Source organism: Ensifer sp. Root31 (genome assembly GCF_001424825.1).
GTDB classification, from domain to species: domain Bacteria; phylum Pseudomonadota; class Alphaproteobacteria; order Rhizobiales; family Rhizobiaceae; genus Ensifer; species Ensifer canadensis.
On the sequence record NZ_LMCO01000006.1, the window covers coordinates 22,905 to 35,842 of the forward strand.

Genomic DNA, 12,938 nt, shown 5'->3' on the forward strand with positions numbered 1-12,938 from the left:
CTTAAACCTCGCTCACGACCTGGTTTCCGGAGATGACATGCACCTTGTAGTCACCGAACACCTGGGCCGCCTCGCCCGATGCATAGAGCGCCTGATAGGCGTCGTGCGGCACCAGCGCATGTTTCTCGTAGGACGAAACGCCCATGCGCGTGGCCTCCAGATTGTCGGTGTCGATGTGGAATTCCTCCTGCGCCGGCGTCGTCGACCAGAAGCCGCGCTGTGCGGCGCGTTCGGCCTTCGAAAACACCTCCTGCACGGTCCAGGTCAGGAGCCAGGCATTTTCGGGCTTGCGCACCTTGGACAGGATCTCGTTGATCTTCGCATTGTTCTCGGTGATCCCGGCCGAATAGAACGGGCCAAGCACGATGCGCCGCAACTGCTTGGGGTGCAGCTCGGGGAAATCCTTGTCCATATTGGTCGCGATCGTCACCGGCGTCAGCGAGTAGGTGCTGTTCTTGGAGGCAAAATCATCAAAGCGGCTGGCAAGCTCCGGATTGAGCAGGCCGCCGACCGGCAGCGGAATCTCGACCTGTGGGTTGAGCTTGCCATCCGCGGTGACGAGCATCTCGACGATCTTCTCGGAGGAATCCTCGATCGTCGCCATATAGACCATCGGCAGGGTCTGGGTGCCATCGAAGGCGCCCCAGCTTACGATGTAATAGGGCCGCATCGTCTTCGGATTGACGGCGACGCGGATCGTTTCCGGCAGGATGAACGGCGAAAAAATCTCGCCCTTGCCGATCTGCTCGAGATAGAGCCGCTCGGCCATGCGCGACTGCAGCGCCTCAGGAAAAGCCTTCTGCCTCAGGATGAAGTCGGCCATCTCCTCGCGCAGCGCATCGGCGGACGGAATATCCGCAAGCCGCTTCGGTGCCGCCTGGCGGTCGTTTTCCAGTTCGAGCACGTTCTGGAAAACCGGGAAGCCGCTCTCGGCCCGGGAGATCCTGAACTGATCGACGAAGCCGATGCGGTTCTCCCAGCAGGCGATCGAAGCTTTCAGCCGGGCGAGATAGGGAACGATCACCTCACCGACCACCGTATTGCGATAGAGCGGCGAATTGCGGTCACCGAGAAACAGCTCGAGCCCGGCAAGAGCCGAATGGATCGAGGCGAAATACTGCGTCACGGCGGGGGATGCAGCCACTTTCATGCCGTTCCCCCTGGCGCGTGCCGCAAGGCAAACTCGGACCCTATCATGTGCATGCCCGTGCCCTGCCGCCGATCACTGCTTCACGTAGTTGGCGGTGTTGTGCTTGTCCATGACCGTCTGGAAGCGTCGGGCAAACGCATCGTCGGCCAGCTTCTTGCGGCGCTGGATATCCTGCGTCGACAGCATGTTCTTCTCGTGCATTTCGAGCAAGTCGCCGATATGGCGCTGGGCGGCGGCGCCGATGCCCGCCATCGTCTCTTCCGCTGCCGTATCGACCTGGCTTCCGAGCGTATTGATCTTGTGGGCGACATCCTGCTGGGCGGCGGTCTTCAACGAATCCTCCAGCGCCTTGTAGAGCACGATGCGCTGCTCGGTATCGATCGTCAGCTTGTTGATCAGGGTGTTCTGCGCGGCGATCTGGTTGTTGAGCGAATCGACGAACGTCTGGAACATCGAGGTGTAGCGCTCGAGCGTCTGGCTCTCGGCCAGCAGCTCCTGCTCCTTCGCCTGCTTCTCGTTGTATTCCGTCGCCAGCGCCGAGCGCTCGCCTTCAAGCTCGGTGCGCACCTTCTGCTCGGTCGACGCAGCAATGCGGTTCTCGATGTCGAGCAGCAGCGGGTTGAGCTCCTCGATACGCTTCTGCACCGCTTCGAGATTGGACATCGTGCCCTTGCGGCGCTCGATCACCTGGATCAGGCTCTGCTCGGAGGTCTTGTAGCGCTGGTCGAGGATCGACTTCTGGTCCTTGAGGATGCCGACGATGGTATCGGATTTCGACAGCAGCTCCTGCAGGTTGCCGGCGAGCGACATGTTGCGCACCCGGTCGGTGCGCATGCGCTGCATCTTCTGCTTGGAGAACATGCCGATGAATTTCTCGTAGCCGGTATAGTTCTTCATGCTCTCGAATTCGGAGCCGAAGACGTTGGTCGCATCTTCGAGCCCGATGATCAGGTCGGCGATGTTGGCCTCCATCACCTTCTGCTGGCTGATGACGTCCTGGATGCGGGCGTTCTCGATATCGAAATTGACGTCGCCGAGCTTGGTCTCGGCCTTGGCGAATTGCTCCAGCACGACGCCGGATTGCTCAAGCTTGCCGCGCATCTGCTCGACAACGCTTTTCGTCTTCTCGATTTCCGCGTCAAAATTCTGAAGAGTCGCCATATCATCCCCCTGGATCGGTTGAGGCAACAGATGCCATCCGGGCCAAATTGTTCAGCCTTCGATTGCAGGTATATAAAGGGTGTTTATCGAAAGAGAACAAGCCTCGCCGGCCGGCTTTTTTGGTCAGCCGTCCCGTCGAAGTGATTGAGATATCGAAGGCATTGCCTATTTGGCCGCGGATGGGTCCTTGAGATAGGCGATGACGTCGGCAATGTCCTGCGGCTTCTTCAGCCCGGCAAAGCTCATCTTGGTGCCGCCGACCATCGCCTTGGGGCTGAGGAGATATTCGCTCAGCGTCGCTTCGTCCCAGACATGCCCCTCGGATCCGAAGGCCTTCATCGCTTCCGAATAGCTGTAGCTGGAGACCGAGGCGGCCGGACGGCCGATCACGCCCATCAGGCTCGGCCCCACCCTATTGTTGGGCTCGGTCGCCGTGTGGCAGGCGCCGCATTTACGGAAGACTGATGCCCCCGCCTTGGCGTCACCGCCAGCATGGCCGGGCGTCGCTCCGAGACAGAGACAGAGCAGAAGATAGGGAAACAGACGCGGCATCGCGAACCTCATCGGGGAAAACCGGGATCAGCATGGCATCCAGAATGCGTGGCTTTCAAGACGCCATGCAGTCGCACCGCGATGCCGCGCGTCCGATAGAACGAGCGAAGGATGCTGTAGCACTGCAAACGCGCGACATAACGCCCTGAATCGAATCCGGTTTATCGGCTTCAGGCGGGGTCGCAGCGCATCTTGTCTTCCCAATGGCGCCGGCAATAGGAGACATATTTCTCGTTGCCGCCGACCTCGACCTGGGCGCCTTCGCGAACGACGTTGCCCTGCCCGTCGAGACGGACGACCATGGTCGCCTTGCGGCCGCAGTCGCAGATCGTGCGCACTTCGCGCAGCTCGTCGGCAATGGCCAAAAGCGCCATCGAGCCCGGAAAAAGCTTGCCTTGGAAATCGGTGCGCAACCCGTAGGCCATGACGGGAACGCCGATGCGGTCGGCGACCCGCGCCAGCTGCCAGACCTGCTCCTCGTCGAGAAACTGCGCTTCGTCGACGAAGACGCAGGCAATCTGGCCCGCACCATCGGTGTTGAGCTTTTCGATCAACGCGTAGAGATCGTCGCCACCATGGAACGGAATGGCATCCGCATCGAGGCCGATCCGTGACGAAATGCGCCCGGTGCCGGCCCGGTCGTCGAACGCTGCGATCAGCATGACGACGCGCATGCCGCGTTCCTGGTAGTTGTAGGATGCCTGCAACAGCAATGTGCTCTTGCCCGCATTCATCGTCGCATAGCTGAAATAGAGTTTGGCCATATCCTGCCGTTCCCGGAAATCGTCTCGTCGGTTCATGACGAGGCTTGGGCCCGAAGGCCAGAGCCCGTTTGCGCGACCCACAGTTTTTCGCCCAACTTGACCATTTCGTGGGCATTGCGACATTCTGCGTCGCAGCGTGCATCCCGTCCGCGTATTGACGCAATACACTTCCTTCGACATCAAAGCGCTTGAATTCGCTATCCAATGGTGTTTGGCTAAAGCTCCAATGGTGTTTGGCTAAAACAATAATAGAGGCAGGGGAACGACAACGATGAACAAAGCACTCTCTCTCAAATTCATGCTCGCGGGCGCCGTTTCGGTGGCTGCCCTTGTTGCCGGAAACGCCGCGGCAGCCGAGCCTGAAAACTGTGGCACCGTCCGGTTCTCCGACGTCGGATGGACCGATATCACCGCCACCACCGCTACGGTTTCCGCTGTCCTCAAGGGCCTGGGCTACGAGACGGATATCAAGGTTCTCTCCGTTCCGGTCACCTACACCTCGCTCAAGAACAAGGACATCGACATCTTCCTCGGCAACTGGATGCCGACCCAGGAAAACGACGTGCGCCCCTATCTCGACGACAAGTCGGTCGAATCCTTCGGACCGAACCTCGAAGGCGCGAAATACACGCTGGCGACCAACGCCAAGGGTGCCGAACTCGGCATCAAGGACTTCAAGGACATCGCCACCAAGAAGGACGCGCTCGAGGGCAAGATCTACGGCATCGAGCCGGGCAATGACGGCAACCGCCTGATCATCGACATGGTCGACAAGGACACCTTCGGCCTGAAGGGTTTCGAAGTCGTCGAATCCTCCGAACAGGGCATGCTGGCTCAGGTCGCCCGCTCCGAGAAGGATGGCGCGCCGATCGTGTTCCTCGGCTGGGAACCGCATCCGATGAACGCCAATTTCAAGCTCACCTATCTCTCCGGCGGCGATGACATCTTCGGCGCCAATTTCGGCGGCGCCAGCGTCTTTACCAATGTGCGCGCCGGCTACACCACCGAATGCCCTAATGTCGGCAAGCTGCTCACGAACCTCAAGTTCTCGCTGCAGATGGAAAACGAGATCATGGGCAAGATCCTGAATGACGGCAAGGAGCCGGACGCCGCCGCAACGGAATGGCTGAAGGCCAACCCGACGGCGATCGACCCATGGCTTGCCGGCGTCACGACCAAGGATGGCGGCGAAGGTCTCGCCGCTGTCAAGACCGCGCTCGGGCTCTGACCGGCAGCAAGGCGGGGGAAGTCCCCGCCTTTTTTCACCGCATCGCGCGATAGTGTTGATCTGACGAGACGGATTCACCCTGTGGAATTTCTGACAGAATACCGCATTCCCATTGGCGGCTGGGCCAAGGCGTTCGTCGACTGGCTGACGACGAACTTCGAGTTGTTCTTCGACCAGCTCGCTCGCTTCCTGTCCGGCGTCGTCGGCGTTCTGCTTTATATCCTGCAGACGCCGCACCCGCTGATCGTGGTAGCGGTCATCACCGCACTCGCCTGGTGGTTCCGCCGTTCGCTCGGCGTGACACTGTTCACCGGCCTCGGATTGCTGCTGATCATCAACCAGGGCTACTGGAAGGAAACGACGGAAACGCTGGCGCTGGTGCTGGCGGCCAGCGTCGTCAGCATGGCCGTCGGCGTTCCGCTCGGCATTGCCGCCGCGCGCCGGGCCTGGGTCTACTCCGTCATGCGGCCGATCCTCGACCTGATGCAGACGATCCCGACCTTCGTCTATCTGATCCCCGCGCTCATTCTCTTCGGTCTCGGCATGGTGCCGGGCCTGATCGCAACGGTGATCTTCGCCATTCCCGCACCGATCCGCCTCACCCGTCTCGGCATCATCTCGACGCCGCCCTCGCTGGTGGAGGCGGCACAGGCCTTCGGCGCGACACCCGGCCAGGTGCTGCGCAAGGTCGAGCTTCCCTTCGCCATGCCGCAGATCATGGCGGGCCTTACCCAGACGATCATGCTCTCCCTGTCGATGGTGGTCATCGCCGCACTCGTCGGCGCCAACGGCCTTGGCGTTCCCGTGCTTCGCGCACTGAACTCGGTGAACGTCGCCAAGGGTTTCGAGGCTGGTCTCTGCATCGTCATCCTCGCCATCATCCTCGACCGCCTGTTCCGCTCGTCCGACGAAGGAGAGGGTGCATGACCGACGCCGTCGTTTTCAAGAATGTCGACATCATCTTCGGCAACAATCCGCAGACCGCGCTCCAGATGGTTGACCAGGGAAAGACCCGTGACGAAATCGGCGCCGCAACCGGCCTGGTGCTGGGTGTCGCCGGTGCGTCGCTCGCGATCAACGAGGGTGAAATCCTCGTGTTGATGGGGCTGTCAGGCTCTGGCAAGTCGACGCTGCTCCGCGCCGTCAACGGCCTTGCGCCCGTCGTTCGCGGCGAGGTCGAGGTCAAGACCGCAAACGGGCCGCTCAACCCCTATCGCACCACACCAAAGTCGCTGCGCGACTTCCGCATGCACACTGTGTCGATGGTGTTCCAGCAGTTCGCGCTCTTGCCCTGGCGCACCGTCGCCGACAATGTCGGCTTCGGCCTAGAGCTTGCCGGCATGCCCGACGCGGAACGCAAGGCCCGCGTCGGCGAGCAGCTAGAGCTCGTCAACCTGACGAAGTGGGCCGACCGCAAGGTCAACGAGCTTTCAGGCGGCATGCAACAGCGTGTCGGTCTTGCCCGCGCCTTTGCAACCGGCGCGCCGATCCTCCTGATGGATGAACCGTTCTCGGCCCTCGACCCGCTGATCCGCACCCGGCTTCAGGACGAACTGCTCGAATTCCAGCGCCGCCTGAAGAAGACAATCGTCTTCGTCAGCCATGACCTCGACGAGGCGTTCCGCATCGGCAACCGCATCGCCATCATGGAAGGTGGCCGCATCATCCAGTGCGGAACCCCGCAGGACATCGTCAGAAACCCGGCGAACCAGTATGTCGCCGATTTCGTCCAGCACATGAACCCGATCAGCATGCTGACGGCAAAGGACGTGATGCAGACCGGCATCCAACGCGGAGCGGCCGTGGCCGGCGTGACGGCGACCGCCAAGCCGACGACGCCGCTCGTCGATATCCTCGACGCCATGTCCCGACAGCCGGGCAGCGTCGGCGTCGTCGACAACGGCTCCGTCGTCGGCACGATCAACGCGCAAAACATCGTTGAAGGCCTGACGCGACACCGCAACAAAAGTTGACGAAAACGCACAAGAAGCCAATAAAAGCCCGGCACCTGTTCCGGGCTTTTTCGTCTGGAACCGCGCTTGAATTTCTGGAAGGACCGACGAATGACCGACAAACCGAACGTATTGCGCGAAACCGATGACGAGGCGCGCAAGCTTGCGCACACGCTTCTGCGCGGCGCACGCAGCGGCTCGCTTGCGGCGATCGAACCGGAGAGCGGTGGGTTTCCTTTCGTCAGTCGCGTTCTCGTCGGCATGGATGTCGACGGCGTGCCATTGATCCTGATTTCCAAGCTGTCGACCCATACCAAGGCACTGCTTGCCGACACGCGCGCCTCGCTGCTGACGGGCGACCCCGGCAAGGGCGATCCCCTCGCCCATCCACGGCTGACGGTTCAGTGCGAGGCCGAAGCGATCTCGCGTGATTCGGATGCCCATGCCCGCATCCGCGAACGATTCGTTCGCCGCCATCCGAAATCGAAGCTCTATGTCGATTTTCCGGATTTCGGTTTCTTCCGCCTGAACCCGTTACGCGCCAGCCTTAACGGTGGTTTCGGCCGCGCCTATGTGCTGACCGCGCAGGATCTGGTGATCGAATCACCCGCCACCGCATCGCTCGCCGCCATGGAAGCAGGCGCTATCGAGCATATGAACGCCGATCATGCCGAAGCGGTCAGATTTTACGCTGAAAAACTTTGCAACGGCCCGGAGGGTGACTGGAAAGTGGTCGGTATCGACGTTGCCGGCCTGGATCTGGCCCTTGGCGACCAACTGAAGCGGCTCGAGTTCCCCGCGCCAATGCGGGACAGCTCGGAGTTACGGCCACTTTTGCGCGAACTTTACGGTTAATCGCTCGCCAGATACCCCCATTTCTTGCAGTAGGTGGTTGCCCTTTTATGCATCACGACTAATTATCGTCCTTCGTCAACCATAACTACGTGTGATGTAATTTTCGCATGGAGCACGCAATGCAGCCACTTTCGCCTGAAAAACACGATGAAGCTGAGATAGCAGCTGGCTTCCTCTCGGCCATGGCAAATCCTAAGCGCCTTCTCATCCTCGATTCCCTTGTCAAGGAAGAGATGGCTGTCGGCGCATTGGCCAATAAGGTGGGCTTGAGCCAGTCCGCCCTGTCCCAGCACCTGTCCAAACTGAGAGCCCAGAATCTGGTCAGCACTCGCCGTGACGCTCAGACGATCTACTATTCCAGCTCGTCCGACGCGGTCATGAGAATTCTGGGTACGCTCTCCGATATCTACGGCGTCGAAGCAAATGCCGTGGCAGAAAAGACTTTGGTCCGCCGCTCGGCCTGACCTACTCAGTCCGTAACAGGGATCATGCCCTGAAGTAGCCCCACACGAGAAATCGCGCGGGGCTTACTCTTTTCTGGAAGATCGGCAGACGGGGCAAGCCATTGCCCGGCCGAAGTGCCTCGTTGCCCAGGTAACATCGACCGTCAATGTTGCCAGGGGCTTGCCTGCGATGTTTACGCGGCCTTGAGGTTTCGGGGTCAGGATGCGCCCGGACATTACAGCGCCGCGCCTCAAATATGACGCGCAAAGGACGCTGTAGCATTTTGAACCTACTGCCGGGACATCGGGTTTCACGCAATGCAAGACAAGGTCCGTTGGGGCATCGCTGGTACCGGCGCGATCGCGAACAGCTTCGCGTCCGATATCCAGTTTACCGGCAATGCTGAGCTGGCCGCTGTCTATTCCCGGAGCAAGGAGAAGGCCGACGCCTTCGCCGCCCGTTTCGGCGGCATCGCCAGCCATTCCAGCATCGATGCCTTTGCCGCCGATCCAGGTATCGATGCGGTCTATGTCGCCTCGCCAAACGCCGTGCACCTAGAGCACGCGATCGTCTTCCTGTCGGCGAACAAAACTGTGCTGGTCGAAAAGCCGCTGGCAACGTCGTTCGACGATGCGCGCTCGCTCGCAGCCTTGGCTGCAGCCAAAAGCCTTTTCGCAATGGAAGGCATGTGGACCTGTTTCCTGCCGGCGATCGCCAAAGTCCGAACCCTGCTCGGCGCAGAGGCTCTCGGCCGCATTCGGCATGTCATAGCCGAGCTTGCCTATGAAAAACCATTCGATCCCACCAGCCGCTTCTTCGACGCAAGGCTCGGCGGCGGATCGCTGCTCGACCTCGGCATCTATCCGCTGTCCTTGTGCCTCAACCTGTTCGGACAACCACGGGCGGTCGACGGACGCTGGCAAAGCGCACCCACTGGCGTTGACCTGTCGGCGGAAATGCGCCTTTCCTACACCGGCTTCCAGGCTCATCTCTCCTGCGGTTTCGACCGCGACGGCGACAATCGGTTCATCATCGACGGCGATCGCGGCACCCTCGTCATCGACGCGCCGTTTCTGAAGGCGAGCCGACTGTTTCTTGGCGACAACGGTCTTGTCCGCAAGGTCATCGCACCTCGGGGCCAGGGCCTGTGGGCAAAGATGCTGACGCGCATTGCCAGGCGCGTCTCCTTGCCCGGCCTTCAACGCTTCGATCTGCCGTTCCCGGGCAACGGACTGCAATTCGAGATCGAGGCGGCAAGTGCGGCGATCCTGGAGGGCTGGCACGAGCACATCCTGATGCCGACATCGCGCAGCATCCAGGCGATCGAAATCATCGAGACGATCCGCGCTTTACCGCCGTCATAGATCGAGCGGGCGATAGCCCTGACGACCGCTGTTGAGCGCAAGCACGATCTCGGTCAGATGGCGCGCGGTCGCGCCGGAGAAGTGCGGCGTTTCCCCACGAGCGATCGCCTCGGCCTGGGCGGCAATGCCGCCAACAAAATCGATCTTCGAGGGATAGGCGGGCAATGCGGGGGCCGTGGCCTTGGCCGGATACCGCACCCTGCTGCCGGCATAGAGCCGGAGCGGCAGCTTGCGTCCGACCTTCCACTCGACCCAGTCGAGGGTACGGTGTTGCAGCGAGCGCTTCGCCCCGAAGGCCTCCAGATGTATGGGCGAGCGGTTGTCCCAGAGATCGCGCACGACGATGGTGCCCTTGTCGCCGATGATGGTCAGCGAGCGGTCGCGCGGGGCCGCAAGCCCGCAGGTCACACGGGCCGTCACGCCGGAGCGGAAGGAAAGGCAACCGACCGAAAAATCCGGGCCGAGGCTTAAGTTTTCCGTCCCCGGCCCCTTGTCCGGGAATGTCAGGGCGGAGACGGCGCTGACTTCTGCAACCGGTCCGAAAAGCGAAACGAGCCAGCTTGCGGCATAACCTGCATGTTCGAGTGTGCAGCCGACTTCGAACTCATGCACGCCCGGCCAGCGGGCGCCGGAACGGCTGCGCCACTCGCGCCAGTTCGCTTTGAACACCGGACCGTCTTCCATTTCAGCATAGACGAGGCGCGGCGTGCCGATGGCGCCGCTCGCAAGAAGCGAGGTGCAGAGCGCGTGCGCTTCGCTGAGCGCATTGGCCGGCGCACCGGCAAGCACCATCCCCCGCTCTCGCGCCAGATCCACCAGCTCGCTGGCCTGCTCGACATCCATGGCCAGCGGCTTTTCACAATAGACATGCTTGCCGGCCAGAAGTGCTGCGCGATTTACCGTGTAGTGGCTTTCCGGCGTCGTCAGGTTGACGACGATCGTAACAGCCGGATCCGCCAGCACCGCGTCCAGTGAAGCGTAGCGGTTGACCCTCCAGTAGCCGGCAAACGCAGCCAGGCGCGCTTCATCGCGATCCCAGACGCCGGCGAGGCTCAACTGCGGATGATTGGCAAGCGTCGTCATGTAGTAGTCGGCAACGAAGCCAGTTCCGACAAAGGCTATCCCGGTCATTGCTGCAGCCCCCTAGCGTGCGTCGGCAAGGAACGACGCGACATAGACGAGCGGCGCATTCCAGTTGATGGTGATTTCATTGGAGCCATAGGCCTCGATATCGTCGGCATAGCAGGTCTGCGGCGCGCAGCCCTGCAGTCGTTGCTTGGCGATCGCATCCACCGGCGTGGAATTCGGCCCGCCGGCAAGCGAGCCAACCGGCGGATTGGGCAAGGTCGGGTCCACCTGATGCGCGTACCAGCGGCTGTGCTGGTTCTCAGGCGAGCGCGCGCCGTAGCCGGTGATGTAGGACAGCGCCAGGGCATTGCGGCCGAGAATGTAATCCATGCTTTCGCGCGCGGCATTGAGGAAGCTCTTATCGCCCGAGAGGTCGAAGGCCGTCGACAGGACGATGATGTTTTGCAGGATCAGCTGGTTCGAACCCCAGTCGTATTGATGGTTCCTCGGGCGGTAGATCTGCCCGAACGGCTCAGCTGCCTGCAGCGGTAGAAATGCCCGCGCGGCCGTCAGAACCGAACCTCGCACCATGTCGAGGTCGGCCTTGGGCAGGGCTACGCCGTAAAGCGCCAGTTGCAGCCGGGCGAAACCGGCAACATTGCGCCAGTGGAACGCGCCGGTCGACGGCAGCACATCGCCGGACCAGTGCGGAGAAGCGCGCAGCGCATCGAGGTACGTCGCCTCTCCGGTTGTCAGGAACAGTTCTGCCGCGGCCCAATAGAGTTCGTCCGACGCGTCGTCGTCATCGTAATCGCCGCCGCCCGAATTGCCTTCGGATTTCGGCGCGAGCAGGACCGGATTGGCATTGGCCGCCACCCATGCCTTGCGCGCTGCCGAAAGCAGCGTTGCGGCAAAGGTCGGGTTGTCCTTGGCAAAAAGCCGCGAGGCCTGCGCGGCGACCGCCGCCACATCGAAGGTCGCAGCCGTCGAAGGCCGGTGGAGCGCCCGCGGTTTCGGATCCTCGCTCGGCAACATCGGCGGCGCGGTCCACTCTGTGTCGTGGATCTTGTGATGCATCATCCCGGCAAGCGGCTCACCGTCCGGCACCATCATTGCAAGCAGGAACTGCAGCTCCCATCGAACCTCGTCGAGCAGATCGGGAATGCCGTTGCCGCTTTCGGGAATGCGCGAAAGCCGATCGCCGAGGACGGGCGAGGCAGCACCGCCAAAGACACGGCCGCGCTCGAATGTCGCCAGCAGCTGCGCGACCGAGATCGCACCGTTGACCGCGTATTTGCCGTGGTCGCCGGCATCATACCAGCCGCCGGATACATCGAGACGATAGGAGCAGGACCAGTCGCCATAGAGCGCTTTGGCCTCATCGCCAGTCAAGCAGCCGATAGATTTGTCGCCCTCGTTCGGAGCGACGCCGATATGACCGGCTGGCCTGGCATAGGCCTTGCCGGCGATATCGCCGCGGATCTGGATACCGCTGCGCTGCGGGTAGAACCAGGAGAGCGCGTCTACGCGCAGGCGGCCATAGAGATCGTCAGAGATCGAAAAGCGATCGCTGGTCCAGTCACCGGAGACCAGTCGGTACCCGTTGCCGGGAACGGCATAGGCGGAAAAGTCCGCCACGTGCGTCCTGACGCCGGCGGACGGATCAAACCCGCTCGGTCGCGTTGTCCCCTCGCCGACGACGGCATCGCCTGCATCGATCAGTTGGAAGGAAATGGCGCTACGAGCATCGGAGATGACCGTCGCCCGCTTTGGACCATCGGTGAAATAGCCGAGCTGGTTCACCCGAATGGCCGGCCCCTGGTTCGCTCGGCTGGCCGCACCAGCAGAGGCCTCGATCTCCACCAAGGACAAGTCATCGATGCAGAAGCGCCAGGATTTTTCAGCGCCGCCGAGCGGGAAAATCAGTTGGGCCTCATCCTCTTCGGAGGCCATGAAATCTGCCGAAAACGGCGCACGCTCCGGCGCGCCTGCGATGCTGAACTCGCTCTGCACCGTCCAGGGCTCGGCGCCACGCTGGATGCGGGCGGACACGGCACGGGAAGGATCAGCCGCGGTCGACAGCGAGAGCCTGTAGTGAAGGCCGGGCTCGAGTTTCAACCCGTTGACACCAATGAGCCTGTCCCAGGTGTCACCGCCCGCCGAAACGTCGGCACAAAGCTGCCTTCCGCTCCGGGTCAGAGCCACGCCTTCCCCGGCCCAAAAAGTGTCCCGGCCTTGCTCGAAGCGTCCGTCGACGATCAGGTCGGCGGCCGCGGCCATGCCTGGCAGAAAGAGGACGGCAATGGCCGCCGGCGCTATCCCCAACCTCGACACTGTCTCGCCACTCCGCATCTTTCGCCACCGGACCGCACCGTCGGGGGACGGCGGGAAACACTGCCA

General features: G+C 61.8%; 12 protein-coding genes. 6 read left to right on the plus strand and 6 right to left on the minus strand.

Annotation, left to right across the window (positions count from 1 at the left end):
• Position 1 precedes the first annotated feature (1 nt).
• The 4 genes from ASD00_RS06990 to ASD00_RS07005 all read right to left on the minus strand — a co-directional run bounded on the left by ASD00_RS06990 (position 2) and on the right by ASD00_RS07005 (position 3,627).
• Complete coding sequence (locus ASD00_RS06990; RefSeq protein ID WP_025427983.1) at positions 2-1,150, minus strand: hypothetical protein; 1,149 nt, start codon at positions 1,148-1,150, stop codon at positions 2-4.
• 72 nt (positions 1,151-1,222) lie between these two features.
• Positions 1,223-2,311, minus strand: a complete 1,089-nt coding sequence (locus ASD00_RS06995) for a hypothetical protein (protein WP_057205736.1) — start codon at positions 2,309-2,311, stop codon at positions 1,223-1,225.
• 165 nt (positions 2,312-2,476) lie between these two features.
• Positions 2,477-2,863: a cytochrome c family protein gene (locus ASD00_RS07000; RefSeq protein WP_057205738.1), complete on the minus strand. Its 387-nt coding sequence runs from the start codon at positions 2,861-2,863 to the stop codon at positions 2,477-2,479.
• Positions 2,864-3,033: 170 nt separating this feature from the next.
• Positions 3,034-3,627, minus strand: coding sequence for a thymidine kinase (locus ASD00_RS07005; protein ID WP_025427986.1), 594 nt, complete (start codon positions 3,625-3,627; stop codon positions 3,034-3,036).
• Between the two features lie 271 nt (positions 3,628-3,898).
• Between ASD00_RS07005 and ASD00_RS07010 the strand changes: the two genes are divergently transcribed.
• The 6 genes from ASD00_RS07010 (at position 3,899) to ASD00_RS07035 (ending at position 9,470) form a co-directional block, all read left to right on the plus strand.
• Positions 3,899-4,855, plus strand: a complete 957-nt coding sequence (locus tag ASD00_RS07010) for a choline ABC transporter substrate-binding protein (RefSeq protein ID WP_025427987.1) — start codon at positions 3,899-3,901, stop codon at positions 4,853-4,855.
• 81 nt (positions 4,856-4,936) lie between these two features.
• On the plus strand, positions 4,937-5,782 hold the full coding sequence (gene choW / locus ASD00_RS07015) for a choline ABC transporter permease subunit (RefSeq protein ID WP_025427988.1): 846 nt from the start codon (positions 4,937-4,939) through the stop codon (positions 5,780-5,782).
• Positions 5,779-6,828 (plus strand): choline ABC transporter ATP-binding protein, encoded by a 1,050-nt coding sequence (choV, locus tag ASD00_RS07020; RefSeq protein ID WP_025427989.1) that lies wholly within the window; start codon positions 5,779-5,781, stop codon positions 6,826-6,828. The genes choW and choV overlap by 4 nt, the downstream gene beginning before the upstream one ends.
• 90 nt (positions 6,829-6,918) lie before the next feature.
• Entirely contained in the window at positions 6,919-7,662 is a 744-nt protein-coding gene (locus tag ASD00_RS07025; protein ID WP_057205740.1) for a HugZ family protein, read from the plus strand.
• A gap of 119 nt (positions 7,663-7,781) precedes the next feature.
• On the plus strand, positions 7,782-8,126 hold the full coding sequence (locus tag ASD00_RS07030; protein ID WP_057205742.1) for a metalloregulator ArsR/SmtB family transcription factor: 345 nt from the start codon (positions 7,782-7,784) through the stop codon (positions 8,124-8,126).
• Positions 8,127-8,423: 297 nt separating this feature from the next.
• Positions 8,424-9,470 carry a Gfo/Idh/MocA family oxidoreductase gene (locus tag ASD00_RS07035; RefSeq protein ID WP_057205744.1) on the plus strand — a complete coding sequence of 349 codons (1,047 nt, stop codon included), beginning with the start codon at positions 8,424-8,426 and terminating at the stop codon, positions 9,468-9,470.
• Here the strand turns inward: ASD00_RS07035 and ASD00_RS07040 are convergent.
• Together ASD00_RS07040 and ASD00_RS07045 are read right to left on the minus strand one after the other, a co-directional pair.
• Positions 9,465-10,601: a Gfo/Idh/MocA family oxidoreductase gene (locus ASD00_RS07040; protein ID WP_057205745.1), complete on the minus strand. Its 1,137-nt coding sequence runs from the start codon at positions 10,599-10,601 to the stop codon at positions 9,465-9,467. The genes ASD00_RS07035 and ASD00_RS07040 overlap by 6 nt on opposite strands.
• A 12-nt stretch (positions 10,602-10,613) precedes the next feature.
• A complete protein-coding gene (locus tag ASD00_RS07045; protein WP_244496023.1) occupies positions 10,614-12,872 on the minus strand; it encodes a glycoside hydrolase family 9 protein in 2,259 nt (752 codons plus the stop codon).
• Between the last annotated feature and the right edge of the window lie 66 nt (positions 12,873-12,938).

What these genes read in the sequence shown, in the direction of transcription:
- ASD00_RS06990 (WP_025427983.1), bottom strand. Translation starts at nt 1,150, where the DNA reads ATGAAAGTGGCTGCATCCCCCGCCGTGACGCAGTATTTCGCCTCGATC.
- ASD00_RS06995 (WP_057205736.1), bottom strand. Translation starts at nt 2,311, where the DNA reads ATGGCGACTCTTCAGAATTTTGACGCGGAAATCGAGAAGACGAAAAGC.
- ASD00_RS07000 (WP_057205738.1), bottom strand. Translation starts at nt 2,863, where the DNA reads ATGCCGCGTCTGTTTCCCTATCTTCTGCTCTGTCTCTGTCTCGGAGCG.
- ASD00_RS07005 (WP_025427986.1), bottom strand. Translation starts at nt 3,627, where the DNA reads ATGGCCAAACTCTATTTCAGCTATGCGACGATGAATGCGGGCAAGAGC.
- ASD00_RS07010 (WP_025427987.1), top strand. Translation starts at nt 3,899, where the DNA reads ATGAACAAAGCACTCTCTCTCAAATTCATGCTCGCGGGCGCCGTTTCG.
- choV (WP_025427989.1), top strand. Translation starts at nt 5,779, where the DNA reads ATGACCGACGCCGTCGTTTTCAAGAATGTCGACATCATCTTCGGCAAC.
- ASD00_RS07025 (WP_057205740.1), top strand. Translation starts at nt 6,919, where the DNA reads ATGACCGACAAACCGAACGTATTGCGCGAAACCGATGACGAGGCGCGC.
- ASD00_RS07030 (WP_057205742.1), top strand. Translation starts at nt 7,782, where the DNA reads ATGCAGCCACTTTCGCCTGAAAAACACGATGAAGCTGAGATAGCAGCT.
- ASD00_RS07035 (WP_057205744.1), top strand. Translation starts at nt 8,424, where the DNA reads ATGCAAGACAAGGTCCGTTGGGGCATCGCTGGTACCGGCGCGATCGCG.
- ASD00_RS07040 (WP_057205745.1), bottom strand. Translation starts at nt 10,601, where the DNA reads ATGACCGGGATAGCCTTTGTCGGAACTGGCTTCGTTGCCGACTACTAC.